Raw genomic sequence first — 26,245 nt, 5'->3', positions numbered from 1 at the left:
ACCGCTTTATCGATAAGGCAGAGCATGAATATCCATCCTTCGTTATGTGGCTTTGAGTAACCCATACTGTGCCAGCAGCTCCTGCTTCCTCTGCTCCCTCATCTTGTCATCGATCCGAGGACATGTATAGCAATAGGTACCGCCTTCGGTTTGATAATATAAGCAGCAGCCTGTTTTTTGCCGAAGCTGCTCATCGGGATTTTTCCAGCTGGGAATTGTTTTGAGCTTGATATCAAACGGATTCCTTCTCCGACCGAACACATCGCCTTGAATACCGTGTACTAAAAATGAAAAATCATCCTTGATTTGTTCCGAAAGTGCAGGATGATGGGCAGCCTGCCGCAGTATCTCCTCATATCGGTAGTATACCCCTGTGGGCAGGACCCCCCATAGGGTCGACGCATCCGAGTGCGCCGCTTCAGCGAGCGCCTCTACGATCGGTCTGACGGTTTCCGCGTACAGCTTCGACAGCACCGCCTCCCTCCACATCGTTCTATCTCCTCCTGCCGATGCAGTTTCGAAGGTGCAGTCATGCAGGATAAAAGAGAAAGACGGCTTCTGCTGATCGTTTAAATACAGCTGAATCGTTAGATTGTGCAATCCGTAATCCAGTGCGACATCATGATGAGACAAAAGGAACTGAACTGCAGAGCATAAGCCGGCCAAAAAACCGCTGAAGTAAGTACAAGCGGCTTCGGGAACCTTCGCCTTGATCCGTTCGCCATAGAGGGCAACAAACTTACCGGCCTCTTCCTTCCGGAGCAGCTCCTTCGCGTTGATAGAGTAAAGGGTATCGGTACGGTGTGCTGCCGTTACATAAAAATGACGTTCCAGCAGCTCCCAGTCAAGCACCTTGTTCACGATCTACACTCCTCGCACAATATGTGATAACGATTCTCAATATCAACTTGATGATAATCGTTCTCAACCGAAATGTCAACATTTTCCGTAAGTGCACTCAACCAATGCATATCTACTAGAGCTCTGGAACATATTTCAAAAAAGTTATTGACAACGATTCTCATTCGCAATAGAATTTTCCTTGACTGAGAGTCATTATCATTTACATATTGGGAGGTCCAAGTACAGATGTTACGTTTTCATTTCAAGCCGATTGCCATATTGATTGCAATTGTGTTGCTAATCGCAGGCTGCGGCAATAGCGCTGCTCCCGCAAATTCCGCTTCAAAGCCCGCTGATTCCGCAGCAACTCAGAAGGAATCACAGGCTTCCAAACGCACCATTAAGCACGTTCTAGGGACAACGGATTTGGAGGCTGTACCGAAGAAGATTGTCGCTCTTGAGTGGGTGTATGCGGAGGATTTACTCGCTCTAGGGATTCAGCCCGCCGGTGTAGCGGATATTGCAGGCTACAAAAAGTCCGTTAACGTAAAGCCTGCTCTGGAAGCCAGTGTTGTCGATGTTGGGACACGGCAGGAGCCTAACCTGGAAACCATTGCCGCTATTAAGCCTGATTTGATCATCGGCGTAAGCTTCCGGCATAAAGCCATCTACGATAAGCTGAAAGGAATTGCTCCGACAATTATGTTCGAGCCCTATCCACCCGAGAATGGACCGAATCAGTACCAGGAGATGGAGGAAACCTTCCTGACGATCGCTGATGCCGTAGATAAGAAAACCGCAGCACAGGATGTATTGAAGAAGCTGAACGACAGCTATGCTCAAGCAGGGGAGAAGCTGAAAAAGGCGGGCAAAAGCGGAACGGAATTTGTTCTTGTTCAAGGCTTCAGCTCGAAGGACGTACCTACGATTCGCGCCTTTACCGAAAATTCCATGGCCTCGCAGATTATGGGCAAAATCGGTTTGAAAAACGCGTATAAGTCGTCCAAATTCGAAGCATACGGGTTTGCTACGACGAACGTTGAGGCGCTGCCGGCAGTTCAAAAAGCTAACTTCTTCTATGTTGTTACCGAAGAGGACAATATTTTCACTAAACAGCTCAAGGATAATCCGGTATGGAAAGGTCTCGACTTTGTGAAGGAGAACCGGACCTATTCCCTTGGCGGCGCAACATGGCTGTTTGGCGGACCGATATCCGCACAAGTATTTGTAGATCAAGTAACTACCTTGCTTGCCAAATGAGAAATACAACTCTTCAGGACGGAACTGTCACTACAGTTACCGTCCTTCCGTCCCTTGTGCTGCGGGCCGTTGGCATCGGACTCATGGGAGTCCTTCTGCTCGCCGTCCTGCTAACGGTACATATCACGCAAGGTCAGGCTGAGCTTACGATCGGTACAGTCTTTCAAGCCGTATTTCAACCGGCGGACGAGTCGGCGCACCACATTGTGCGATCATTGCGGATGCCGCGTGCGGTCATCGGTGCTATTGCAGGAGCAGCCTTGGCTGTAGCGGGGGTACTGCTCCAAACGGTTACCCGCAACCCGTTGGCATCTGCCGGAACACTTGGCATCAGCTCCGGAGCTTATTTAACCGTCACGATCATGACTATCTTTTTTCCTGCATGGCTATGGGGCGGTTCGCTGCCTGCCGCCCTGCTGGGCGGCATCGCTGCGGCCGTACTTGTATTTGCCCTTTCCGGGGGGTTACGCAGTTCGCCGATCCGGCTTGCCTTGGCAGGCATGGCCGTCACGATGTCACTAGCCGGTATGACGGCAGCGTTCCAGCTTATTTATGAAAATGAAGCCTCCAAGCTTTTTCTTTGGGGCGCAGGATCCCTCATTCAGAACGGCTGGGACGGGGTTTACTATGCACTGCCTTGGACTGCGCTTGGTATCGCAGCAGCCCTTTTCTTCTCCCGCAGACTTGATGTATTATCGCTGGACGAGGAAGTAGCGGAAGCTCTGGGCATCCGTGTTCGCTATAACCGGCTTGTCATGCTAGCCGTCGCTGTGTTGCTTGCTGCCGTTACCGTCAGCGTTGTAGGACCGATCGGCTTTATCGGCCTGATTGCCCCTCATCTCATGCGGCTGATCGGGCTCCGGAAGCATATCCTGCTGCTGCCGACGGCAGCAATCTGGGGTGCCGCCCTGCTCGTAGGAGCGGATACCCTTTCCAGAATGGTCTATTTCACCCTCTATGAAATGCCTGCGGGCGCTATTACAGCCCTGCTGGGGGGCCCGTGGCTGATTTGGCTGGCGCTGAGAGCCGGTCGGGGAAGCTTGCGTTCTGCAGGTGCCATCTCCATGGGGGAGCGCACCCGTACGACGAAGCTTCCCTATTCCACGCTAGTGCTCGCTATTGTCATCCTGCTGGGATGGCTCATGGCAGCAGGCCTGATGCTGGGAGGGCTTCGCATTCATGCCAATGAGCTCTGGCAGCTGCTCATAGGCAGCGGCTCCGATCTGCATCACAACATCATTCTAAACCTGAGGCTCCCAAGGATGCTGGTAGCGGCTGTCGCCGGTGCCGCGCTGGCCGTCAGCGGTCTTCTACTGCAGGGGGTTGTTCGCAACCCGTTAGCAGACCCATCCCTGATCGGGATCACCTCCGGTGCAGGAATCGGCGGTCTGCTATCGCTGCTATTATGGCCGGACCTTCCGATCTACTGGCTGCCGCTTGCCGCCTTTGCGGGAGCTGTAGCCTGTGCCGCCGTTGTCTTCCTCTTCGCTGCCAGGGGCGGTCTGCAGCCCGCCATGCTAGCGTTGATCGGACTCGCCGTTTCCGCCATGGGATCGGCCGCCATCCAACTGCTTGTGATTAAGGCGGAGCTGAGAGCCGCCGTCGCGCTGGCTTGGATTGCAGGCAGCACCTACGCACGCGGCTGGAGCGATCTGCTTCGGCTGCTGCCATGGCCGCTATTGCTGCTGCCGATCGCTTGGCTGCAAGCGCGCAGGCTTGATATTCTTGCGCTTGGGGACGATTCGGCAGCCGGAGTAGGTCTCCCGATTACCCGAAGCCGGCTATGGCTTGCGCTGATGGGCGTGGCCCTTGCCGCCGCAGCCGTCTCGACGGTGGGAACCGTCGGCTTCGTCGGTCTATTGGCCCCGCATGCGGCGCGTCTGCTGGTCGGTCATCAGCATCGCAAGCTGCTCGTAGTCAGCGCTTTACTGGGAGCCCTACTGCTTGCGTTAGCCGATCTTGTAGGAAGAACCGTGTTCGCACCTAAGGAAATTCCCTCCGGTCTTGTGGTTTCGGTCATCGGAGCCTTCTACTTTTTATGGCTGATGCGACCGATAGCAAAAAAATAATCACATCCAAAGAGCCAATAGTGATAATCATTATCAATTAGGGGTATACTAGGAAGGTAAAAGAAAAGGAGGCAGTCGTCGCTGCCCCCTTCCCTCTTTACAGTTTCGGTTCAAACGTCTTGCAATCCGTTTCCTCTGAATGGGCAGCCTTCTTGCCTCTGTGGCTTACTACATAGATAGAGGAAGCGTTGCACTGATTGCCTGCAGCCCAATACTTGCAGGAATTGACTTCGCATAATACGTCTTTAGCCATACTGATCTCACCTCCCTGAGATCAGTATGGCCTTTTCAGGTTCCTTTTAGCCTTTCGATTCTTTTCTCAGCAGCCACAAGAAGTACGGGGCTCCAAGAACTGCGCATACTATGCCGACAGGGATTTCCTTCGGTACGATAATCCACCGCCCTAATAGGTCGCTTATCAGCACGAGCATAGCGCCTACATAGCCCGCCATGAGGAGAAGTCCAAAGTGTTTGGGCCCCACCAGCCTCCTTGCCATATGCGGGGCTATGAGCCCCACAAACCCGATGGAGCCCGATACGGCCACGCATGCCCCTGTTACCAGTACGGCCAGCAGAAGTACGACCGTCTGAACACGGCCGACCGCAACCCCCAAGGAGCCGGCTGTTTGCTGACCTAGGCTTAGGAGATCCAGTTGTTTAGCATAATAGAGCGCAATGAGCGTAACGATCACGATCCAAGGAAAAAGTAAAAGCACATGCTCCCACCCTCTCCCCCAAAGACTACCGGCCAGCCATAATAAGGCGGTATTCGCATCAACGGCGTGTTTGACAGTTACGTATTGGATCCCTGCCGTAAACAGCGCGCTGATCCCTATCCCGGAAAGCGCCAAACCGGAAGGTCCCATGCGGATGCCCGCCGATAGGATGAACAGGATGGCTCCGGCTATCCCGGCGCCCAAGAAAGCGACGAAGGGCAGTACTCCCGGCGGAGACTTCGGAACAAGCACAATGAAGAGAACCGCCGCCAGGCCCGCACCCTTGGTCAAACCAATCACGTCGGGAGAGGCAAGCGGATTACGGATGATACCCTGCAGAAGGACGCCCGCCACCGCTAAGCCCGATCCGATGAGGACCGATAGAACAATTCTTGGTAAGCGGTATTCCATCAAGATGAATTGATGCTGTTCTTCCCCGCCCCCGAGCAGGACCTGGGCGATCCCGGACATCGGGATGGATACCGCACCCACTCCTGCGCTTATCCAGCAAACAACGAGCATAAGCAGAAGCCCTCCGGCTATGATCAGCGTACGTTTCATTCCGATCGCCTCCCTTTGCGGACCAAGTAAAGAAAGAAGGGGGCACCGACTGCTGCAGTTACAATCCCTACGGGAGCTTCAAACGGGTACGAGATAAAACGGGACCCTATATCGGCGTAGAGCAGCAAAGACGCCCCTAGCAATGCAGATAACGGGATTACAAAGCGGTGCTCTGTTCCAACTAAGGCACGTACAATATGGGGAACGACCAGACCGACAAAGCCGATGGGACCCGCAACTGAAACCGAGGCTCCGGCTAATAAAATAACTAAGATTCCTGCTGCTGAACGTACATAGCGGATATGCAGGCCTAGACCTTGGGCCACGTCATCTCCCATATTCAACACATTCCAAGACCCGGAAAGTAATAGTGCCCCTAATATCCCTATCAGCCACCAAGGAAGCATGAGTAAAACGTCGTTCCAATCGCTGCCGTCGACGGCTCCAGCCATCCAGAATAAAATATTTTGTGTTTTCTGGTCATGTAATACGATAAGGCCCTCCGTCACCGCTGAGAGCAGCATGCTGACGGTCATTCCGGCCAGCGCGAGCTTCACAGGTGTAAATTTCCCGCCGCCGGATGCCATGGTGTACACAAGCCATCCGCCTAACGCAGCCCCCAGAAAGGCGGAAATAACCAGCTGGGAAGGCGTAAGCGAAGGGATAAACACGATGGAAGCAACCACGACCAAGGCGGCACCGGAGTTAACTCCGAAAATCTGCGGAGAAGCCAGCGGATTCCGTGTAACCGCCTGCATAATCACACCCGCAACGGCTAGACTCGATCCAACCATGACGGCTACGAGAGCTCTCGGCAGCCTAAGGGTTCGGACGATCAATTGCTCCTTCGTTTCTTGAGCTCCTATGAGACCATACCAAAGATCCTCCCATCGGATGGGGGAAGAGCCCAGCTTGATGCTGGCTGCAAAGCCTATAGTGCCCAAGATGCAGCTTATGGTTAACCAAATAACAAAATGCTTCAAACCGCTGTGTTCATGCTTATGTATTGTCACAATGCTCATGAATCGCTTTCCCCCAAGACAAGCGAAAAGCGGGAGTCCTCTCCCGCTTCCCCTTATTTCTTCTGTCCGTATAGCAGTTGAATGGCATTGCCGCCAATGGTCTCGGCAGAGATTAAACCTCTGGAAAGAGACCACATTTTCCTGTCCACCTCATAAATCTGTCCATTCTTTACCGCTGGAATCTGAGACCACAACGGATTCTTCTTCCACTCTTCCAGCACCGTCTTCTCTCCTGCATTCACCATCAGGAACAAAACCTCAGGGTTCGCGGAAACAAGCTGCTCCAGCGTAATTTTCGGATAGGCATCGTTGCTTTGGATAGCATCCTTCAGCCCGAGCTGCTCTAATACCGATCCGGCATAAGCCTTCGACGTGTGGGCAAAAAATCCGGCTGCGGTGACTACCGCGGGCAGTACAGTTCGCTTTTCCCCGGCAGGAATTTGCTTCTTCAGCTGTTCCATCGCAGCCTGGTGCTCTTTAAGCCTTTTCTCAGCCTCAGCCTTCATCCCTAAAGCGTCGGCAATCGCATGAAAGGATGCCATATTCTCATTGTAATCGGAGCCTAAACTCTTTAGCTCGATCGTAGGAGCGATTTGCTCCAGCTTGCCGTACACCTCTTTGTGCCGGCTGACATCTGCAATGATAAGATCAGGCTTAACGGAAGCAATCAGCTCGAAATTCACCTCGTATCTTGAGCCTAATGAGGTATATTTTTGGATTTTTTGCTTGATCGGTTCAATAATGTTGTTCGCATCTCCGTCATCCGCCACCCCTACAGGGGATACGCCGAAGGTTGCGAGAGCGTCCACAAAGGAGAACTCCAGAGCGACAATCCGCTTCGGTACTCCCTGCAGCTTCGTTTCTCCCAGCTCGTGCTTGACCGTACGCACTTCTTGATTACCGGCTTTCGCCGGGTCAGCCACTGCCGCGCCTCCTTTAGCGTTAGTGTCCACGGACTTACCACAGCCCGCCAATACGATAAACAGAGATAATAAAAGATAAATCCAAGCTTGCCTCTTCATGTTCAATCCCCTTACAAATGGTTTATTATACTCCTACTAGCGCGGGTTCTTGCTTCGATTCTTGCTGCACGGGAACCGTTGCCGACTTGGTTGAGGAAACGAGCTCGTACGGCAAGCATAACGGGACGCCCGTTCGAGGATCGGCAATGATATCGGCTTTAATTGCGAAAACATCTTGAAGCATTTCCGGGGTCATCACATCAAGAGGACTCCCTTCGCTGATAACCTTGCCGTGTTTAATCGCTACCATATGATGAGCATACCGGGAAGCATGATTCAAGTCATGAACGACCATAATAATCGTTCGCTGAGAAGCGGCGTTCAGCTCCTCCAGCAGCATCAGAACCTCCAATTGGTGAGCCATATCGAGATAGGTGGTGGGCTCATCCAGGAACAAAATATCGGTTCCCTGCGCTAAAGCCATGGCGATCCAAGCTCTCTGCCGCTGTCCTCCGGAGAGCTGATCCACCGGGCGCTCCCGAAACGCCGACATGCCGGTGGCATCGATAGCCCACTCGATCATTCTTTTATCCTCCGCACCTAACTGGCCGAAGCCCTTCTGATGTGGGAACCTGCCGTAAGACACCAGCTCGCTCACGGTAAGCCCTTCCGGAGCGGTAGGATTCTGAGGAAGAATGGCAAGCTGCTTGGCTACCTCCTTCGTGGATTGGCGATGAATGGATTGCCCGTCAAGAATGACGCTGCCGGCCTTTGGCTTCATAATGCGGGCCAGCGTTTTAAGAATGGTCGATTTCCCGGACCCGTTGGCTCCTACTAAAGCCGTAATTTTCCCATCGGGTATCGACAGATTTAATTGCCGGACAATGAGACGCTCCTCATAGGCAATGTCCAATTGTTCCGTATGCAGTCGGAATGTCATTTCCTTACTGCCCCCTTACCGGATTATTTTTCCTGTTAATAATGATAATCGTTATCAATTAGAGCTGTCAACCATTATTTCTCACGACTCCGCCAGGACCTTTTGAGAATTACGGTAGATTGTTGTTGATAGGATAGGGTGTAGTTTTCTTTTTGTTTACAAAAATAAGAGGCTATCCCAGGTCATTTCTATGACTATTGGGAAAGCCTCCATTTTTCGGAGTTTTTATTTTATATTGGGCATCCTATCAATAATTCATCAGAGGTGTAACTGTATGAAAAAAATCATGATTACTATTTCACTAACTGCATTATTGGTCCTATTGTCTCCTAAAATGTCAAATAAATAGAAATAATACCAAATAACGTCCGCTCAGTCCGTTAAGGTAGCACCCTGCCTAACGTGTTAAAAGAAGCAGCGTTCCCTTACTCTTTATTGGATTCTCTCAGCATTTTTCGGGCAACCCCGGTACGGTAAGCCGCTTCAATCACCGCTTCTCGCACCTTTTCCACTACTTTCAGATTGAACACGCTCGGAATGATATACGTTTCGTTTAATTCTTCATCGGTTACGACGGAGGCGATCGCCTGCGCAGCCGCAAGCTTCATCGCTTCGTTGATTTCGCTCGCCCGGCAGTCCAACGCGCCGCGGAAAATGCCCGGGAAGCAAAGCACGTTGTTGATCTGATTGGGCTTGTCGGACCTTCCCGTTGCCATGACTCTAACGTACGGCTTGGCCAGCTCCGGATCGATCTCCGGAATCGGGTTCGCCATCGCAAAGACGATCGGGTCTTTCGCCATGGACCGGACGTCCTCCACCTTCAATATATTCGGAGCCGACACGCCGATAAAAACATCCGCATTCCTGATCACTTCGGACAAGCTGCCGGTTTCCAGATTCGGATTCGTTATCCGGGCAAATTCCGTCCAATGAGGATTGTTGTAATGCGCTTCCCGATGAATGGCGCCATCACGGTCCACGCCGATCAAATTGCGTACGCCGGCGGCCAGCAGCATCTTGGAGCAAGCGATGCCTGCAGCGCCGATCCCGTTCACAACAACCTTAATATCGGACATTTGTTTGCCTGTAATTTTGAGCGCATTCAACAAACCGGCCAGTAGGACGACAGCCGTTCCGTGTTGATCGTCGTGAAACACCGGAATATCGAGCTCCCGCTTCAAGCGCTCCTCGATTTCGAAGCAGCGAGGTGACGAAATGTCTTCCAGATTGATGCCTCCGAAGGCCGGGGCCATGGCCTTTACCATGCGGACGATTTCGTCCGGGTCCTTCGTGTCCAGGCATATCGGAAAAGCATCCACGCCTGCGAATTCCTTGAACAGCATGGCTTTGCCTTCCATTACCGGCATGGCCGCGAGCGGTCCGATGTCGCCAAGTCCGAGCACGGCCGTTCCGTCGGATACAACGGCGATCGTATTCCGCTTGATCGTCAGCGAATAGGCTTTGCTCGGCTGCTCCGCAATCGCCGTACACACTTTGGCGACACCCGGGGTGTAGACCCGTGACAAATCGTCGCGGTTTTTCACCGGAATTTTGGAGGCGATCTCGATTTTCCCGCCCAAGTGCACAAGGAACGTACGGTCGGAGACGTTAATCACTTTCACGCCTTTTAGCTTTTGAAGCGATTCGCCGATCTGCTCGCTGTGCATCTGGTCGGATACATTCACGGTAATATCGCGGACGGTGCTTGAACGGCCTGACGAGATGACGTCGATCCCTACGATGTCCCCGCTTGTCCTTTCGATCGCAGCGGCGATATCGCCGAGCGAGGTTTGTTCTTTATCGATTTGAAGACGATAGATCATATAAGTGCTGGCTGACATGTTTTTACACAACTCCTTTAATTAGGTGAAACGGTTGCTGCATCTGCTCTTTAGTTCTTGTCCAATAGCTCCGCCCCCGCAATTCCGGGGTTCGTCATTTCGTAAGGATCGAGAATGAGCTCAAGCTCCTTTTCCGTTAAAACATTGTAAAGCAGGCACAGCTCGCGTACCGAACGCCCCGTCAAAATCGCTTCGCGCGCAATTCTCGCTACGACCTCATAACCCAGATGCGGGTTGAGCGCAGTGATAACCCCGACGCTTTTCTCCACATACTCTCTGCAGCGCTCAACGTTCGCTTCGATTTCTTCCAGGCAATGGATGCGGAACACTTTAAACACTTGAATCATCATGCTAAGCGATTGCAGCAAATTGAACACGAGCACGGGCTCCATCACGTTAAGCTCTAGCTGCCCGGCTTCGGAAGCGAGACATATCGTATGGTCGTTGCCGATGACCTGGAACGCTACCTGATTGACGACCTCCGCCATGACCGGATTCACCTTGCCCGGCATGATCGACGAACCGGGCTGGCGCGCAGGCAGGTTCAGCTCCCCGAGTCCCGTACGCGGGCCGGAGGCGAGCAGACGCAAGTCGTTCGCGATCTTGGACATGTTGATCATGCAAACCTTCAGCGCCGCGGACACCTCGGTATAAGCGTCCGTATTTTGCGTAGCGTCCACCAGGTGATCCGCATTGATTAGCGGCAGTCCCGTGAGCTCGGCAAGCAGCTCCACGACCCGCTTAATGTAGCGGGGATCGGCATTCAGACCGGTTCCGACGGCCGTTGCGCCCATATTGACTTCGTATAAATGCCCGCGGGTTTGCTTGATCCTCTTGATATCGCGCTCTAGCACGCGGCTGTAAGCTTCGAATTCCTGACCAAGGCGGATCGGTACGCCATCCTGCAGATGCGTCCGTCCCATCTTGATAATCCCGTCGAACTGTACCGCTTTTTTGCGGAACGCGGCAAGCAGCTCCTCCATCGTCACGATCAGCTTTTCAATTAAAGAAAGCGTCGAGATATGAATCGCCGTCGGAAACGCGTCGTTGGTCGATTGAGCCATATTCACATGGGAGTTGGGACTGACTTGAAAATAATCGCCCTTCGTTCCTCCAAGAATCTCGATCGCCCGGTTGGCGATCACCTCGTTGGCATTCATATTGATGGAGGTTCCGGCTCCGCCTTGGATCGGATCGACGATAAACTGATCGTGCCATTTGCCGTCCATGATCTCCTGGGCCGCTTGCACGATGGCATTCCCGATCTGCGGATTCAGCTGTCTGATCTCCATGTTCGCCGTAGCCGCTGCATGTTTGACCGTTGCCATCGCACGAATCAGTTCTTCGTGAATGCGGTATCCGGTTATCGGAAAATTTTCAACGGCGCGCAGCGTTTGAATGCCGTAATAGGCGCCGGCCGGTACTTCCTTGGAGCCGAGAAAATCTTTTTCCACCCTGAGCTGTGCTGTTGTCATCGTCGTTTCCCCCTGTTTTTCGACTTATGCAGCTTGTTTGACGGACTCTAAATATAACTCGCCTTTCTTCCGGTCGTACTGTCCTTCCCATTTCGCCATGACAACTGCAGCTATGGAATTGCCGATGACGTTGACCACGGTCCGGGCCATATCCAGAATTCGGTCAATCCCGGCGATAAAAGCAAGACCTTCCAGCGGAATCCCGACCGATCCGAGCGTAGCGAGCAGTACGACGAACGATGCGCCCGGCACACCGGCAATTCCCTTCGAGGTAAGCATCAAGACCAGCACCAGCATGATTTGGGAGCTGAGCGGCATATGGATGCCGTACATTTGCGCGATAAATAAAGCGGTTATGGCTTGATACAGCGTAGAGCCGTCCAGATTAAACGAGTACCCCGTCGGTACGACGAAGGAGGTAATCGCCTTCGGAACGCCGAAGCGCTCCATCTTCTCCATCATCTTGGGAAGAGCCGTTTCCGAGCTTGCCGTCGAGAAAGCAAGGATGAGCTCGTCTTTTAAAATGCGAACGATTGCCATAAGGCTGGTGCCGCACAGCTTGGCGATCAGGCCGAGGATGATGGCCACGAACAGGAACATGCCCACGTATACGGCTAGCACTAACTTCCCGAGCGGAAGCAGGGAACCGACCCCGAACTTCGATACCGTCATCCCGATCAATCCGAATACGCCGATCGGCGCAAACTTCATGATTTGGTTCGTTACCCAGAACATCGACTCGGAAACGCCTTGGAAAAAAGCCAGCACCGGCTTCCCTTTGTCGCCGATGGCGGCAATGCCCAAGCCGAAAAATACCGAGAAGAAAATGATGGCCAGCATATCGCCTGCCGCGAACGACTCGAAAATGTTTTTCGGGACAATATTGACGAAGGTATCGGTGAAGCTGTGACTGGTCACCTTCTCGGTCGTTTCAACATATTTCGAAATATCCGACTTGGCTAGTCCGGCCATATTGACACCGGCACCGGGTTGGAATACATTGGCTATGAGCAGACCGAAAATAATGGCGACCGTCGTCACAATTTCAAAATAAAGAATCGTTTTGCCGCCGAGCTTGCCAAGCTTTTTAATATCCCCAACACCCGCAATGCCGACGATCAGAGAGGAAACGACAATCGGAACGACGATCATTTTGATCAGACGAATGAAAATATCTCCCACCGGCTTCAAGAAGCTTTCGATAGCCGGGTTTCCATAAAAAACAGCCCCTACCGCCACGCCCAATACAAGGCCAATCAGGATTTGAAAAGCCAAACCAAATTTTTTCACTGCAGACTCCCCTTTTCTCTTCATTGTAAAGCGCTTTCTTTTCATGAAAACTTGCTGCCTTGGATGAGTTTAATTGTATGGGGATTCTATAGAAATCTATATAAATCTACTTTTTGGTCTTTATTTTTTTTAGAATCGGCCAAGGAAGGAATACTACGAACGATGTCGAAAGACTTTACTTCGATTTGGAAAGGAGGCCGGGCGCCGCGTTGAAAGAAAAATGGTTGACTTTCATGCTGATGATCGTTACGGTACCTATTGCGGGCGAATTGAATTTTTACCCGTTTCAAAATGATTTTCGGGTAAGTCTGGGAACCCCCGCCTTCTTTCTGTTCCTGTTATGGCTCCGGTCCGTCTCTCCGCTTGTCTCGGGATTGCTGGTCGGCGCCGCGGTTACGATCTTCCGCATGGGACTAGAGACGACGCTCGGGCCGCTCCGGGACTGGGAAGCGGCTTTTCAGCATCACTATCCGGTATTTTTTTATTACTTGACCTATGCGATCGTCTTCGCGGCGGTTCGAATGAACCGGCATCATCACCGGCCGCTTCTGCTCGGCGTATTGGGCGTGACGATAGAAATCGCCGCGACTTCGGTGGAGCTGCTGCTGCGCAGCCCGGCGGCAGCGCCGCTGACTGCTTTAGCCACTTGGAAGCAAATTGCGCTTATCGCTTTTTTTCGGAGCTTTTTTGTGCTCGGTTTTTTCAATCTGGTAAAGCTGAGACAATCCAAAGCTGCCGAAGAACAGCAGCGCAAAGAAAAAGAGAAGATGCTCGTGCTGATTTCCGAGCTTTATGAGGAAACGATCCAATTGAATAAAACGCTGCACAATGCGGAAAATATCGCCCAGGACAGCTACGGGCTTTATCAATCCTTAAAGGACAACCAGCATCCGCTTCGGGAAGATCTCGCTCAGCAGGCACTCCGGATCGCCGGGCAGGTCCACGAGATTAAAAAGGACAACCAACGGATTTATGCAGGACTATCCGGCTTGATCTCGCATGAAAGCGAATATTTGCCGCTGGAAGAACTGGCGGGAATCGTTCTGCGCTCCAATCGAAAGTATGCCCGTTCGCACGGCAAGAAGATCGGGCTCGACTTGCACATGGATGGTGTCTTTCCCCCGTGTCATGTCTACGCAACCTTGTCAATTCTCAATAACTTGGTCGCCAACGCCGTTGAGGCGATAAAAGAAACAGGCAGTATCCGAATTGTAGTTAAGCGGGATCACAATACCGTCATTTTCAGCGTAGCCGACAATGGGCCGGGCATTGCCTCCAAGCACGTGGAGAAAATATTCTTTCCCGGCTTTACTACGAAATACGATAAATCCGGCAATGCTTCCACAGGTATCGGCTTGGCTTACGTCAAGCAAGAGGTCGAGAGAATGCTCGGCACCGTACAAGCCGGCACCGCCGGCGGAGGGACAGGCGCTGTCTTCACCATAACGCTCCCTCTCGATCAAATAGCAAAGAAGGTGGAATAGCGCGATGCGATTCTATATTGTCGATGACGACCCGGCCGTCCGCTCCATGCTGGAGCAAATTATTGAGGATGAGGATTTGGGAACGATTGCGGGGGAAGCCGAAGACGGTGCGCAAATCGATATCGCTTTACTTGCCATGAAGCAAATCGATATCGTGCTGATCGATTTGCTAATGCCTGTTCGTGACGGCATCGAGACCGTACGCGAGCTGTCCGGAGGCTTCGACGGGAAGATCGTCATGATTTCCCAAGTGGAGTCAAAGGAGCTGATAGGCAAAGCATATTCGCTTGGAGTTGAGTATTACATTACAAAGCCTATCAACCGGTTGGAAGTAATTTCCGTTCTTCGTAAGGTGACGGAACGGCTGCGGCTGCAGCACTCCATTAAAGATATCCAGAAAACGCTGAATGCCATCGGCTTAAGCGGCGCGGCACCGGCTAAAGAGCCTTCCGCAGGCGAAAAGAGCATTGTGTCCTGCGGAAACTACGTGCTATCGGACCTCGGACTGATTGGTGAAGCCGGCGTCAAAGACTTGCTGGAAATACTCGATTATTTATACCGGTACGAGAGCAGCAACCCATTAGAGCAGGGCTTCCCACAGCTGCTGGAAATCTATCAGCAAATCGCCCGGAAAAAGTTAGGTCCCTCGGCTACCGCAGCCGGCATAAAAAAAGAGATCAAAGCGGCCGAACAACGGGTTCGGCGGTCGGTAAACCAATCGCTGACCCATCTGGCGTCCCTTGGCTTGATCGATTATTCGAATCCGAAGTTCGAGCAGTACGCTACCAAGTTTTTCGACCTAAGCGATATACGAATCAAAATGAGGGAACTGGAAAGCGAGCAAGCTTCCTCTCCCGGCTTGATCCGCCATAATATAAAAAAGTTTATTCAGGTGCTATATCTGGAATCGAAAAAGCTCATGGAATAGCTGCGAGGCCGGCATCGTTACCTGCGCTGCAGCTACCCCTTTTTCGCTCCTTTGGTTCCAAATTCCTGGATCTTCACGTTTACTTTGACATCCACCTGCATCTCGCTAAATTTCCGATCCCAATCTTTTTTCATCCTTTTCCACATTTGCGGATATTTTATGCTGAGTTTTTTTCCGAAGCCCGCTACGTCCACCTTGAGATCCTTTTTCATTTTGGAAAGCACCTTTTCGGTCGCATTCCGGATAGCCTCAACCGTTGCTTGTACCGCTCGATGTATGAAGTCTTTTTCAAAAGTGTCGCCCGGGTAAACCCAATCTTCCCTCAATTTACCTTCTGTCGCGATGTCTACCGCAAAGGAGACGGTATCGCCGTTGACTTGGGGGCTGATTCTGCTTTTCAACGTTCGGATTTCGTAAACCATCGCTTGTCCGCTCTCCGGATCTGCGCCTGTGATAATACCCAAGTTTTTCCCTTCCCCCTTCAACAGGTTCAATCCGGCCAGCTCATCTTCGCTCAGCCAGCCGGCAATCTTGGCCGTATCGCCTTTGATCGCTGCAGCTCCGGCTATTTTTGCTTCCTTTCTGGAGGTGTCTACCCGCTGTACAATAAAGCTGGATTTTCCCGTTAAATTTTCCGACATATCCCCCAATTTAATTTCAGGGGCCATCTTTAAGGTGGTTCGATAATTATCCGTTAATTCTCTTATTTCCAAGGACGGATTTTTGACGATCCCCCGCTTTACAAATGCCTCTCTGGCTTTTCCCTGGGAAATCGCCACTCGAATCGACCGTCTCGTTTCCGTGTTTCTAATTAAGAAATTGACGATGTTATTTAAATTTTCACTCCGCGCCACTTTATCGCTGATGACAATAATCCTCAAGTGCTCATAGCTGACGGTTCGCTCGGCCCGCGTAGACAGCTCGCGGATGTTTTCGAACACAGGGAATTTATCGCTAATGAGATTGATATAGTCTTCTTGGTGTCCGTTGAAAATAAAGTTTTAGACTGGAATCGTTGATTTAACACGGTTTTTGAACTAAAGAAACGTCAGCTTTTGAAATATAAGTTTTAGACTGATCCATTAAAAAGAAAAAGCGGCTGACCAAGACTTGAAAAATAATGTCTTAGACTGCCGCTGTTGTCATTCAACTGATATGAACGAGGCCAAGGAGCAGTTGCTGTGCCGATCTGCTCCCTGGGTTATTGCGCTTTCGTTCTCCGATAGTTTAATCCCCTAACCTTTTCTTCAATAACCGTTCATCGTCAACAATATAATTACTAATTTCATACGTTTTGATTGCAGCGTCATTCCTTCTTTCTGTCAGTACCTTCCCAGTTAGTTAAGTCTCTTAGTTTTCTTTCTGTTCTTATATTTATCATCGCCTTTGTCAGTTTCTTCTTCTTTTCCTTCTTTTTCTTGATGAAATTCAATATTGGTTTGTGCTGTTATGTAATCAAATGGAGTGTAGTTGTTATCGGGTAATTTCTTCTTTGTTATAACCTTTATAGCGATAATAGAAACTAATAGAATAATGCACCCAGAAAAGCCAAGAGTAAATACTATGAATATGTCCATTTATTCCTCCGAAACACCAATTTCAATTTGTTATAAATACGTCCAAACTATCTCATGGTTTCTAGCTGCATCGAAGTATCCTACCCGTTGTATTATGGGATCAGCGGCTGCCGTTGTTCTATGCTGGCAACCGCGTCTAGATTGTGTTCCGAATCACGTTATTTCATACGTCACGAGAATTTCCACCGAGGAGAATTTATTCTTTTATTTTCATTAACTTCCAATTCAAGCCCATCAAATTTTGTGTCTGTCTCTGCCGCGGCTATCAAGAAAACATCGGTTAGTTCTACCAAAGCTTTAATACTCAATCTACTTATTGGAGTTGAAATTTATATTATTTGCGCGTAGTTCTCTTTTTGTTCTTGAATGCGTATATCCCAATCATTGAAACTTGCTTTTAATACCTTTGCGTGCTCATATGATTTTGAGTAGAAAATCCCATTGACTATCCCTTTATCCCCAGTTTTTATCCCCTGCTCACGTAGTTTTTGCCAAAGTTCTTTCGTGAGTTCATGTTGCTTCTCGAAGTAGGATCGATTAATTCGATTCCAATGAAACCACTCATGGTGTATATCCCCTCAATTTTATTTCTACACGTTACGGTCTAACTTGAGTCTTTTAAGCTGCTAATGATACTTCCGCGAGTTGAGGAATATCCTGCATCATCTTTTCTTCACTGAAGGATGCCCCTTTTTCATGATTCCAAAGAGAATTCGAATCATTTTGTCTCCCTGGATTTTTTCAGGAATGGTCCTTGATTTGGGGATAGTGTTTCGGGAAGGTTTTGCTTCGTGGAAATGGCTCCGCGGCCATAGCTACGCGGCGGCCACAGGAGATTCAAAAGTCATTGCCTCGCGGCGGTGGGTTCCTTCCGGGCAGTGCTTGGTTTCGGGAACAGGCGCCGAAGGGAACCTTGACGGATCCATGATCAGAGGCAGCAATGGGCGCTGGTGATTTCGGTTAATAACAAGGACTTGATCCTATAATGACAAGAACTTGTTCTCATTCCCGACCTAATATTTCTCAGGACGTGTCTACGAATGTATTTATCTGAACCCGGTTGTCTGAATAAATTTTCATTTTTTATCCATCTTAAGTTACAAAGCAGAATGTACGGTTGGGAAGGTGTGGTTGGTAATGTTCTTGTTCATGCGCTTTTTCAACAAAAAACGGAACGCCCAGTCGTCGGCGGCAAACCGTCCGAAGGAGCTGAATATCGACTCCCGCCCGCTCCATCGCGAAATTACCCAAAACATCGAAGAAATCAAACGTTTATTCCCTGCCTCACCCGACATGGCCGTGTATCGTTTTTTCGCAGGCCCGCAGGAAATTCCGGCGGTTTTGGTCTATTTGGACGGTTTGACCGATAAAAATTCGATCAATAACAACGTTTTGCGCCCGTTGATGAATCAGGCCCCTGAGGGGAACGATCGCATTCCTGTCCCCACGATCAGCGGCGTTCGCCATGTAACCGTTTGGGGAGATGTGGAACAAGCCGTCCTTTCCGGCGAAAGCGTCCTGTTCATCGAGGGAGATCAGGTAGCCCGGGTTTACGACACCCAGGGTTGGCCGCAGCGTGCGATCGAAGATCCACAGCTGGAAAGCTCGCTGAAGGGCGCGCACCAAGGCTTCCTGGAAACCGGAATGCAAAATATTGCACTCATTCGCCGGTACGTTCCAAACCGAGAGCTCCGAATCGCCGAGCATTCCGTAGGACGGCGCGGCAAATCAAAAATCTGGATCATGTATTTGCAAGACGTCGCCCATCCGGAAGTGCTGCAGGAGCTGCAGGATCGAATCCGACAGTTGGACATCGACGCGATCGTCAATACCGGCGAATTGGCTGAGTTAATTGAGGATAACTCCTTCTCCCCATTCCCACAATTTATTTTGACCGAACGGCCGGATACCGCTGTATCTCAGCTGCTGCAAGGAAGATATGTCGTTGTGGTGGATCGCTCGCCAAGCGTCATAGTCGCCCCAGCGGCGTTCATTTCATTTTTTCAAAGCGTGGACGATTACAATTCTCGATGGCTAATCGGCTCATTTCTGCGGCTTCTTCGATTTGTGGCTTTTACGATCGCCGTTTTTTTGCCGGCCGTTTACATCGCGTTCATCTCGTTTAACCATGAAGTCATACCACTGGAGCTTTTCTTGTCGATCGCCGAATCGAGGGAGCGCGTTCCGTTTCCTCCGTTACTGGAAGCGCTGATGATGGAGATCATGCTGGAAATGATACGGGAGGCAGGCATACGGCTGCCCGCCCCCATAGGACAATCCATAGGCATGGTAGGTGGCATCATCGTCGGACAGGCCGCCGTACAGGCCCACATCGTCAGCAACATTATGGTCATTGTGGTCGCGTCCACCGCGATCGCTTCTTTTACCATCCCGAACTACGATATGGGAACAGCCATCCGTCTTTTGCGCTTCCCGATGATGCTGATCGCCTCTCTGTTCGGCATTATCGGCATCGTTGTAGGGTTAATGATACTGATTGCCCATTTGGTGTCGCTTGAATCGTTAGGAACCCCTTACGGGAGCCCGCTGGCCCCGTTCCGTTGGGCGGACATGAAGGATACGTTCGTCCGACTGCCGTTATGGAGCATGTTCAAGCGGCCCAAAAGCGCCAGACCCGTTCAATCCATCCGTAAAGAGCCTGATGATCCGAAAGGAGGCGCTCCGTGAAGAAATACAAATTTAACGAGATCAACTTCATGCAATATATATTGATCTTGTTCGGGGCGCAAGTCGGTACCGGCATTCTTTCGCTTCCGAGAGAATTGGCGGCGAAAAGCGGAACCGATGGTTGGATCTCCATCATTATCGCCTGGGGTGTCAATTCCTTCGCGGGCTTCCTAACCCTGCTAACGTTACAACGATTTCCGGACGATACGCTTCCTGATTTGCTGTGCCGGCTGTTCGGGAAATGGATCGGGAAGCTGGCTCTTCTTCCGGTGATCGCTTATTTTCTCTTTTTTAACTGGACTAGTATGGTTCGGGGAGTGCTTTATATCAAGGCTTGGTTTTTGCCGATGACGCCAGATTATATCGTCATGCTGCTGTTCGTCGTCCCCGTTTTCATGATCGCGCGCAACGGGCTGCGCGTGCAGGGCCGATATAATGAAATCGCGTTCTACCTTACGGTGTGGATGCCGATATTCCTTATATTTCTATTGTGGAAAGGGCACTGGATTCACTTACTGCCTCTGTTCAAGGAAGGAGTCAAGCCAATCATCAATGTTGTGCCTACGACCCTGCTTTCCTTTTTGGGGATTGAAGTGCTTTACTTTATCTATCCGTTCCTGCAAAAAAAACAATACGCCCTGCGCGGATTCATGATTGCCAACGGGCTTACAGGTCTGCTTTATTTGTACGTAACGGTCGTCTGCTTCGTCTATTTCGCCCCGGACGACATAACGCAATATAACCAGCCGGTGCTGAATTTGCTTCAAGTGATCGAGTTCCGGTTTTTGGAACGTTTCGACATGGTGTTTCTGGCGTTATTTTTACTCGTCGTTTCACGGTCATGGGTTCCGTACATTTTTTGTGCGGTATTCAGTACAAGCCATCTGATAGGCAAGAAGGACCATACGCCCCACAGTGCTTGGTACATGTTCGCTTGCATCGTTGCCGTTTTTCTGGTACACCCCACATGGAATATGTCGGATCGGTGGGCGAAGCTTCATGCGTATTTCGGTTCATTCTTCATTTACCTGCTGCCCGTCGTCCTATACATCTACGTCCGCGTATTGGAAGCTTTCAGGGGGAGACGCGTCTCATGAGACGAAGTTTGATATGTTTGTTTGTTACGATGGTTTTCTTAACAGGATGCATCGATAAAAGGAACATTGAGGATGTTTCGCTTGTTCTGCTCGTAGGCATTGATTTGGACGAAAATAACGATTTGCTCATTTCCGCATCCAGCCCTATCTTTAACAAAGAAGCGACGGTTAAGGAAGAGTTTTATCAAGTAAAGGCGATGACGCTCCGCCAATCCCGCGATGAATTCGACAAGGTCTTCTCGGCGCTGCCTTCGGCAGCGAAAGCTCAGGTGATCATGATCGGAAAAAAGGTGCTCGAGCATGAAAATTGGTTCCCACTGCTCGACGTGTTTTACCGGGACGCAAAGAATACCGTTAATGCTACAGTCGTCATGGTAGACGGAACGGTATACGACATCGTAAGCTATTTGCCCAAAAACAAACCACGTCTCCCCATGTATATGACAAAGCTGATTCGAACGGTGTACTACAGCAACTTAACCGTAAAAACATCGCTCCAGGAACTGCGGCGGCAAATGATTGAAAAAGGAATAACGGCGAGCATCACCCAAATGCAAAAAAAAGAGGAACTGGTGATCACCGGAACCGCGCTGCTCGACCAAAAAGGCAAGCATGTGCTTTCCATCGACGGGGAGGAAACCAAGTTGCTGCACATTTTGCAAAATAAAACGCAAGGCGAGTTTAGCTTTACCTTGACCCATCCCGTGAAAGCAGCCAGCGACATGTTCAAGCCCGGCGCCTTTTCCTTCTCAGCGTCCGGCATATCTGCGAAACCTAAGGTAAGCCATAAAGACGGCAAACTCAAATTCGATATCGGGATCAATATGACAGCCGTCTTGACCGATCGTCATTTCAAGATCGATGTACGGCAAGAAGCGCCGAGATTGGAGCGCGAAATGGCGGAAATATTGAAATCGCGTTTCGAGCGGCTGATCGGCAAGGCGCGAGCTGCCAAAATCGACCCGTTTGGATACGGTCTTTACGCTCGGGCCTTTGCATACGATGAATGGAAGAAAGTTCAGGATCGTTGGGGAGATGCTTTTTCAGAGGCGGACGTGAACGTGAACGTCAAAGTTAAAATCGGTGCAATGGGGCCAATCCATTAAAATCTAAACCTTGCCGCGCAATCAGCTCTTGCCCCATGTAAGCAAGAGCAAGCCTGTAATAAACATCCTTCTCAGCCAGAATCAATTGAAGAGGCGCTTCTTTGTTCCCTCTTTGCGCTTGTTTGACCCTTAGGGCGACCCTCATCTCTTCACCTCGCTCCTATATAAGAGTATCCGGGCGACAGAAAGTTCATCCCATAATCCTGATAATTGCTATGGTTCTCCGTACCACCATAAACCTTAAAATAACATTTGTCGATCTATATGGACCAATTGAGTTCACTTTATTTATAAAAGGAAGGCAATGTAACAAAGATAAAGCGGTGGATGGCACCTTCAAAATTTGCGGATATCGAATGCTTGCAAAAACCTGCCATCCAAGCTTACTAAACATCAACAAATCTAGATGAAGGGACTTGATAACATGAATATTATAACCGTTATTCTATAACTGGACTTGATATCGATGATACAACAGCAAACCAACTGTTACAAATCGCTAGACGCCATTGCAAGCTTATCCTCGAACATGGCAAAACAACAACGTCAACATCGCGGTGGCGGGAAATCAGAGGTTAAATTCCCACTTTCCATACTTTATTGTAAAACGGCAGAGATGCCGTTTTTTATATTCATTTGATTGACTAAGTTACAACATAATGAAGTGCATTGACAACGATGTGTTTTCTGTATATTCTGTGTATGTGGTTAATACACAGTTGTGTTTCATGGAGGTTACATGAAGATTATTATTTCCAATGCGTCCGATCCACCGATATATCAACAAATCAAAAATCAAATAAAGGATGCCATAATTCATGGCGAGTTAAAGGAAGGAGAAATGTTACCTTCTATTCGTGCATTGGCGAATGATTTGCATGTTAGTGTGCTTACAACCCGAAGAGTATACGATGAACTTGAATCGGAAGGTTTTATTACAACCAAAGCAGGCAAAGGATCATTCGTTGCTAAAGAAAACTTCGAACTACTTCTAGAGTCTAAACGGCGCATGGTTGAAGTTAAGTTAATTGAGGCTTGGGAATCTGCCCGCTTGCTTGGAATAAGTAAAAGTGAACTATATGCTATGATGGACTTGCTTTTCGAGGAGGGCGAAGAATGAAGCCGATATTGGAAGTAAACGGTTTGAAAAAGCACTTGGGGAGTTTCAAATTGGAGAATGTAAGTTTTTCTTTAACCGAGGGATGTATTAATGGATTCATTGGCGTTAACGGTGCAGGTAAAACTACAACAATTAAACTGATACTTGGATTAATATTAAAAGATGCTGGAGAAATAAAGTTTTTCGGAGAGGATATTCAAAAAAACGAACGGGAATTCAAAAACCTCATTGGCATTGTATTGGATGAAGGTTATTACTACGATGAGCTAACAGTGCTGGAAATGAAGGGCGTTATCGCGGCAGCCTATTCCAATTGGGATAACACCCTGTTTAATCATAATATCGAACGGTTTGGGTTGCAGCTGAATCAAAAAATAGGCACGCTGTCCAAAGGTATGCGTATGAAGTTTGCAATTGCATTGGCTATTTCCCATCATGCAGATTTATTAATCATGGATGAGCCAACAAGTGGGCTTGATCCTCAGGTTAGACTTGAGTTGATGGACATTTTACTTGATTATGTGAAAGATGGGAAAAGCGTTTTTTTATCCTCTCATATTACTTCTGACTTGGATAAGGTCGCTGACACTCTGATATTAATTGATAACGGTCGAATTATATTTAGTGAGGAGAAAGTAGCGTAAACAGAGAGCAGCTCGCGCTCCCTTCTTTGCACTATCGTTTCTCGTTAACTTAATCTCCCAAGGTTTGAAGTACCCGTTTTACTTGTTTGTCATCCTTCTTTTCTGTAAGTGTAAACCATGCAATACCTTTTAAAACTTGATCCTCCGGTAGTAACTCTGGATCATAACCCAATTCAGCTTCTTTCTCGTCCTCGGTGACTTGAACCAAAAAACAATACTCGGGTCCATTCGTATATGCATCTTCAAACAGAAGTCGAACGATTGTTCCATTCAAATTAACTTCCTCTTTTACTTCACGCAGCACCGCTGCTTCAAGAGTTTCGCCCTCTTCAACTCCACCTCCTGGTAGGGTCCAATAGCTTCGATCCCCATGATCATGTAGTACCATTAAGATGTGGTCATCTTTAATAATTACCGCGCAAACCCTTGGTCTATTTGACACCGCCATTCCCCTAGAAGTCTTTATTTCGATTTCATCAAACAATACTGCTGGTTACTTCAACGACACCAGGAAGCAGCTGCCGCGCCGGTTCTGCTCCCTGGTTATTCCACTAACGTTCTTCGATAGGTGAATCATTATCATCAATTGATTACACCACAAATTTCTCAAGAGCAACAGCAACACCATCGTTATCATTTGATTCGGTAATGTGTTTTGCACAATTTTTTAGTTCCGTTATCCCATTACTCATTGCAATTGGAAATCCGCACATATGGAAAAGTCCCAAATCGTTAAAATCGTCTCCAAATACCATCACTTGTTCCGAATTTATCCCGATATCATTTAATACCAACTGCACTGCATCTTCCTTTGACGCTGATTTTTGCATGATTTGAACCAATACACCTCCATCAGTTGCGATTACGTTCACATGATCACCGAATTGCTCGATAACATCCATCCATGTGCTGTAACCATGAACCAATATTTTGGTTGGGGATAGTGAACTAATAAAATCCTTATCAACAACCAGGGGTTTAGGATCATTTGAACGGATACCAAAATGACTAAGTTGCGAGTCAGGAATTGGTGTATACGTATAGCATGAGTCATTGACCTCGTAATTAATTATCGATTGAGGTGCATGTAACTCGATGAAATTGTTGATCTGTTGACTAATCTCCATAGGGATACTAATGTGCCGCTGAGTTTGCTTAGACTTGCATATTGTTTGAGCACCATTGTAATAAACCAAGTAGTCTGCAAAAGGAAAATTCTTTACAAATTGATTGGCCGCTCTAGGCGGTCGCGCCGTGGCGACGATAATATGAATTCCGGAATCATAACACCGTTTAACAGCCTCGTAATTTCTAGGCGATATGTTTTTGTCGCTGCCGAGCAATGTTCCGTCCAAGTCTAATACAATTGCCTGTATGTCCGACATCTGCATCTCTCCTCAAAGTAATTCTTCCAATAATAACCTAATTCCAGGAAAGATGCTAGACCCATTATTGATTTAATCTCCCTCTATGGAGAATCGTTTTCCTCTTAAATACGCTCGTTTTCTTAGATTTTGAACGTTTTTGTTCCGTACGGGACAAGCACTCGGTGGAACAAGGTTGTAGATTATGTAAAATATGGGGGAGAAGGAAGCGCAAAACACATCCACCCAGACCACCTGTTTTTAAAAAGTGGACATTCTGGAGATTTATGGTTGCACCTTTGGATCTCCACATCGCCTCATGGAGGTCAACCCTCCCATGTCTCACAGAGTCTTCGCTCCCACATTCCTTCATTCAACCTGTCCATGAGGTGGTGGTCGGATATGCTGCCCGACAGGATCTTCGTCCGTATGTTAGTTTTGTTCCGACTCATCCGTGCTTCAGTTGTCTGTACTTCGTTATCTGAATTCGTCATCTATTAAAAGATTGTATCTAAGCTGCTAACGACACTTCTGTGAACCGGGGGATATCCTGCAACATCTTATCCTCGCTAAATCGATGCCCCTTTTTCAGGACACTTTTAGGATCAAGTCTTGGTGTATCCCATACCATCTAAAGGAAGAAAATACCTGTTGTTGCCGGATCATTCACTCTCATCCGCTTTTCGTGATACCTTAATGATTCGGCAAAAAAGGTACAGCCTCCTCTAATTTTTTCTTGAAGGACTGTACCTTTTAATATGAATGGACTCTTTCAGTGGCCTCCGTTAAGCTGGCACCTTCTTTTTTATTTTGAGTCGTTTATCATTCTTTCTATTCAATTTTCGTTGTTATACCAGCAGTTCCTCCGAACGAAAGAGGTTAGCTATTTCCCAGACGGCACTTTCTGGCGAGTCGGAGCCATGGACGAGGTTCTTCTCGATATCATTCCCGAAATCTCCGCGTATCGTTCCAGATTTTGCTTCCAGGACGTTGGTATCGCCGATTAGCAAGCGACATAAACGAACAGCCTCCTTGCCCTTCCATACCATTGCAAGTACCGGTGAGGAAGTGATGTAGGCGATCAACCCTTTGTAGAAGCATTTGTCCCGATGCTCCTGGTAATGACGTTCCGCCTGCTCCATCAGCTTCGCAGCGGATAGTTGAAATCCTTTTTGCTCAATGCGCTTCAGAATCTCGCCCGCCAAGCCTCTTCGGATCCCATCCGGCTTTATTATGATCAACGTCGTTTCCATCTCGT

At 49.1% G+C, this 26,245-nt stretch carries 23 protein-coding genes and 1 pseudogene; 10 read left to right on the top strand and 14 right to left on the bottom strand.

What is annotated here, in order from left to right; all coding sequences use genetic code 11:
* Nucleotides 1-42: 42 nt before the first annotated feature.
* Nucleotides 43-861: a (2Fe-2S)-binding protein gene (locus QMO62_RS25500; protein ID WP_284645320.1), complete on the bottom strand. Its 819-nt coding sequence runs from the start codon at nt 859-861 to the stop codon at nt 43-45.
* A 228-nt stretch (nt 862-1,089) separates the two neighbouring features.
* Between QMO62_RS25500 and QMO62_RS25495 the strand changes: the two genes are divergently transcribed.
* Nucleotides 1,090-2,103, top strand: coding sequence for an ABC transporter substrate-binding protein (locus QMO62_RS25495; RefSeq protein WP_284645319.1), 1,014 nt, complete (start codon nt 1,090-1,092; stop codon nt 2,101-2,103).
* Nucleotides 2,100-4,172, top strand: coding sequence for an iron ABC transporter permease (locus QMO62_RS25490; protein WP_284645318.1), 2,073 nt, complete (start codon nt 2,100-2,102; stop codon nt 4,170-4,172). Before QMO62_RS25495 ends, QMO62_RS25490 begins: the two co-directional genes overlap by 4 nt.
* A gap of 97 nt (nt 4,173-4,269) precedes the next feature.
* On the opposite strand, the gene QMO62_RS25485 is transcribed toward QMO62_RS25490, so the two are convergent.
* The 8 genes from QMO62_RS25485 to QMO62_RS25450 form a co-directional block, all read right to left on the bottom strand.
* Entirely contained in the window at nt 4,270-4,425 is a 156-nt protein-coding gene (locus tag QMO62_RS25485; RefSeq protein ID WP_284645317.1) for a DUF1540 domain-containing protein, read from the bottom strand.
* Nucleotides 4,426-4,471: 46 nt separating this feature from the next.
* Nucleotides 4,472-5,449 carry a FecCD family ABC transporter permease gene (locus QMO62_RS25480; protein ID WP_284645316.1) on the bottom strand — a complete coding sequence of 326 codons (978 nt, stop codon included), beginning with the start codon at nt 5,447-5,449 and terminating at the stop codon, nt 4,472-4,474.
* Nucleotides 5,446-6,471 (bottom strand): FecCD family ABC transporter permease, encoded by a 1,026-nt coding sequence (locus QMO62_RS25475; RefSeq protein ID WP_284645315.1) that lies wholly within the window; start codon nt 6,469-6,471, stop codon nt 5,446-5,448. The genes QMO62_RS25480 and QMO62_RS25475 overlap by 4 nt, the downstream gene beginning before the upstream one ends.
* 53 nt (nt 6,472-6,524) lie before the next feature.
* On the bottom strand, nt 6,525-7,493 hold the full coding sequence (locus QMO62_RS25470; RefSeq protein ID WP_284645314.1) for an ABC transporter substrate-binding protein: 969 nt from the start codon (nt 7,491-7,493) through the stop codon (nt 6,525-6,527).
* Between the two features lie 25 nt (nt 7,494-7,518).
* Nucleotides 7,519-8,373, bottom strand: a complete 855-nt coding sequence (locus QMO62_RS25465) for an ABC transporter ATP-binding protein (RefSeq protein WP_284645313.1) — start codon at nt 8,371-8,373, stop codon at nt 7,519-7,521.
* Between the two features lie 425 nt (nt 8,374-8,798).
* Complete coding sequence (locus QMO62_RS25460) at nt 8,799-10,214, bottom strand: NAD-dependent malic enzyme (protein ID WP_284645312.1); 1,416 nt, start codon at nt 10,212-10,214, stop codon at nt 8,799-8,801.
* Between the two features lie 50 nt (nt 10,215-10,264).
* Nucleotides 10,265-11,689, bottom strand: coding sequence for an aspartate ammonia-lyase (gene aspA, locus QMO62_RS25455; protein ID WP_284645311.1), 1,425 nt, complete (start codon nt 11,687-11,689; stop codon nt 10,265-10,267).
* Between the two features lie 24 nt (nt 11,690-11,713).
* The gene (locus tag QMO62_RS25450; protein WP_284645310.1) at nt 11,714-12,979 is read right to left on the bottom strand and encodes a cation:dicarboxylate symporter family transporter; all 1,266 of its coding nucleotides are present in this window, start codon (nt 12,977-12,979) and stop codon (nt 11,714-11,716) included.
* A gap of 209 nt (nt 12,980-13,188) precedes the next feature.
* Between QMO62_RS25450 and QMO62_RS25445 the strand changes: the two genes are divergently transcribed.
* Both QMO62_RS25445 and QMO62_RS25440 read left to right on the top strand, forming a co-directional pair.
* Nucleotides 13,189-14,463 carry a sensor histidine kinase gene (locus QMO62_RS25445; RefSeq protein ID WP_284645309.1) on the top strand — a complete coding sequence of 425 codons (1,275 nt, stop codon included), beginning with the start codon at nt 13,189-13,191 and terminating at the stop codon, nt 14,461-14,463.
* 4 nt (nt 14,464-14,467) lie between these two features.
* A complete protein-coding gene (locus QMO62_RS25440) occupies nt 14,468-15,391 on the top strand; it encodes a DNA-binding domain-containing protein (RefSeq protein WP_284645308.1) in 924 nt (307 codons plus the stop codon).
* Between the two features lie 32 nt (nt 15,392-15,423).
* Here QMO62_RS25440 and QMO62_RS25435 read toward each other — a convergent pair whose 3' ends face one another.
* Nucleotides 15,424-16,359, bottom strand: a complete 936-nt coding sequence (locus tag QMO62_RS25435) for a Ger(x)C family spore germination protein (RefSeq protein ID WP_284646673.1) — start codon at nt 16,357-16,359, stop codon at nt 15,424-15,426.
* Nucleotides 16,360-16,728: 369 nt separating this feature from the next.
* Nucleotides 16,729-16,968: a DUF3951 domain-containing protein gene (locus QMO62_RS25430; RefSeq protein ID WP_284645307.1), complete on the bottom strand. Its 240-nt coding sequence runs from the start codon at nt 16,966-16,968 to the stop codon at nt 16,729-16,731.
* 696 nt (nt 16,969-17,664) lie between these two features.
* Between QMO62_RS25430 and QMO62_RS25425 the strand changes: the two genes are divergently transcribed.
* The 6 genes and pseudogenes from QMO62_RS25425 to QMO62_RS25395 form a co-directional block, all read left to right on the top strand.
* Nucleotides 17,665-17,922, top strand: a complete 258-nt coding sequence (locus QMO62_RS25425; RefSeq protein WP_284645306.1) for a hypothetical protein — start codon at nt 17,665-17,667, stop codon at nt 17,920-17,922.
* A gap of 183 nt (nt 17,923-18,105) precedes the next feature.
* Nucleotides 18,106-19,656 (top strand): spore germination protein, encoded by a 1,551-nt coding sequence (locus QMO62_RS25420; protein ID WP_284645305.1) that lies wholly within the window; start codon nt 18,106-18,108, stop codon nt 19,654-19,656.
* Nucleotides 19,653-20,753: a GerAB/ArcD/ProY family transporter gene (locus tag QMO62_RS25415; RefSeq protein WP_284645304.1), complete on the top strand. Its 1,101-nt coding sequence runs from the start codon at nt 19,653-19,655 to the stop codon at nt 20,751-20,753. Before QMO62_RS25420 ends, QMO62_RS25415 begins: the two co-directional genes overlap by 4 nt.
* Nucleotides 20,750-21,859, top strand: coding sequence for a Ger(x)C family spore germination protein (locus QMO62_RS25410; RefSeq protein ID WP_284645303.1), 1,110 nt, complete (start codon nt 20,750-20,752; stop codon nt 21,857-21,859). The genes QMO62_RS25415 and QMO62_RS25410 overlap by 4 nt, the downstream gene beginning before the upstream one ends.
* 739 nt (nt 21,860-22,598) lie before the next feature.
* The gene (locus tag QMO62_RS25400) at nt 22,599-22,979 is read left to right on the top strand and encodes a GntR family transcriptional regulator (protein ID WP_284645302.1); all 381 of its coding nucleotides are present in this window, start codon (nt 22,599-22,601) and stop codon (nt 22,977-22,979) included.
* Nucleotides 22,976-23,614, top strand: a pseudogene (locus QMO62_RS25395) (ABC transporter ATP-binding protein); the annotation flags it as partial. The gene QMO62_RS25400 and the pseudogene QMO62_RS25395, both read left to right, overlap by 4 nt.
* Nucleotides 23,615-23,672: 58 nt before the next feature.
* On the opposite strand, the gene QMO62_RS25390 reads toward QMO62_RS25395, so the two are convergent.
* The 3 genes from QMO62_RS25390 to ndk form a co-directional block, all read right to left on the bottom strand.
* Nucleotides 23,673-24,107, bottom strand: coding sequence for an NUDIX domain-containing protein (locus QMO62_RS25390; protein ID WP_284645301.1), 435 nt, complete (start codon nt 24,105-24,107; stop codon nt 23,673-23,675).
* A gap of 106 nt (nt 24,108-24,213) precedes the next feature.
* Complete coding sequence (locus QMO62_RS25385; protein ID WP_284645299.1) at nt 24,214-25,008, bottom strand: Cof-type HAD-IIB family hydrolase; 795 nt, start codon at nt 25,006-25,008, stop codon at nt 24,214-24,216.
* A gap of 827 nt (nt 25,009-25,835) precedes the next feature.
* Complete coding sequence (gene ndk / locus QMO62_RS25380; RefSeq protein ID WP_284645298.1) at nt 25,836-26,240, bottom strand: nucleoside-diphosphate kinase; 405 nt, start codon at nt 26,238-26,240, stop codon at nt 25,836-25,838.
* Between the last annotated feature and the right edge of the window lie 5 nt (nt 26,241-26,245).

This window comes from Paenibacillus silviterrae, assembly GCF_030167925.1.
In the GTDB taxonomy this organism is placed as follows: domain Bacteria; phylum Bacillota; class Bacilli; order Paenibacillales; family NBRC-103111; genus Paenibacillus_G; species Paenibacillus_G silviterrae.
This window is presented reverse-complemented; position numbering and strand designations above follow the sequence as displayed.

What these genes read in the sequence shown, in the direction of transcription:
- QMO62_RS25440 (WP_284645308.1), top strand. Translation starts at nt 14,468, where the DNA reads ATGCGATTCTATATTGTCGATGACGACCCGGCCGTCCGCTCCATGCTG.
- QMO62_RS25490 (WP_284645318.1), top strand. Translation starts at nt 2,100, where the DNA reads ATGAGAAATACAACTCTTCAGGACGGAACTGTCACTACAGTTACCGTC.
- QMO62_RS25420 (WP_284645305.1), top strand. Translation starts at nt 18,106, where the DNA reads ATGTTCTTGTTCATGCGCTTTTTCAACAAAAAACGGAACGCCCAGTCG.
- QMO62_RS25495 (WP_284645319.1), top strand. Translation starts at nt 1,090, where the DNA reads ATGTTACGTTTTCATTTCAAGCCGATTGCCATATTGATTGCAATTGTG.
- QMO62_RS25425 (WP_284645306.1), top strand. Translation starts at nt 17,665, where the DNA reads ATGATTCCAAAGAGAATTCGAATCATTTTGTCTCCCTGGATTTTTTCA.
- QMO62_RS25475 (WP_284645315.1), bottom strand. Translation starts at nt 6,471, where the DNA reads ATGAGCATTGTGACAATACATAAGCATGAACACAGCGGTTTGAAGCAT.
- QMO62_RS25460 (WP_284645312.1), bottom strand. Translation starts at nt 10,214, where the DNA reads ATGTCAGCCAGCACTTATATGATCTATCGTCTTCAAATCGATAAAGAA.
- QMO62_RS25430 (WP_284645307.1), bottom strand. Translation starts at nt 16,968, where the DNA reads ATGGACATATTCATAGTATTTACTCTTGGCTTTTCTGGGTGCATTATT.
- QMO62_RS25465 (WP_284645313.1), bottom strand. Translation starts at nt 8,373, where the DNA reads ATGACATTCCGACTGCATACGGAACAATTGGACATTGCCTATGAGGAG.
- QMO62_RS25480 (WP_284645316.1), bottom strand. Translation starts at nt 5,449, where the DNA reads ATGAAACGTACGCTGATCATAGCCGGAGGGCTTCTGCTTATGCTCGTT.
- QMO62_RS25385 (WP_284645299.1), bottom strand. Translation starts at nt 25,008, where the DNA reads ATGTCGGACATACAGGCAATTGTATTAGACTTGGACGGAACATTGCTC.
- QMO62_RS25400 (WP_284645302.1), top strand. Translation starts at nt 22,599, where the DNA reads ATGAAGATTATTATTTCCAATGCGTCCGATCCACCGATATATCAACAA.
- QMO62_RS25485 (WP_284645317.1), bottom strand. Translation starts at nt 4,425, where the DNA reads ATGGCTAAAGACGTATTATGCGAAGTCAATTCCTGCAAGTATTGGGCT.
- QMO62_RS25410 (WP_284645303.1), top strand. Translation starts at nt 20,750, where the DNA reads ATGAGACGAAGTTTGATATGTTTGTTTGTTACGATGGTTTTCTTAACA.
- ndk (WP_284645298.1), bottom strand. Translation starts at nt 26,240, where the DNA reads ATGGAAACGACGTTGATCATAATAAAGCCGGATGGGATCCGAAGAGGC.
- QMO62_RS25470 (WP_284645314.1), bottom strand. Translation starts at nt 7,493, where the DNA reads ATGAAGAGGCAAGCTTGGATTTATCTTTTATTATCTCTGTTTATCGTA.
- aspA (WP_284645311.1), bottom strand. Translation starts at nt 11,689, where the DNA reads ATGACAACAGCACAGCTCAGGGTGGAAAAAGATTTTCTCGGCTCCAAG.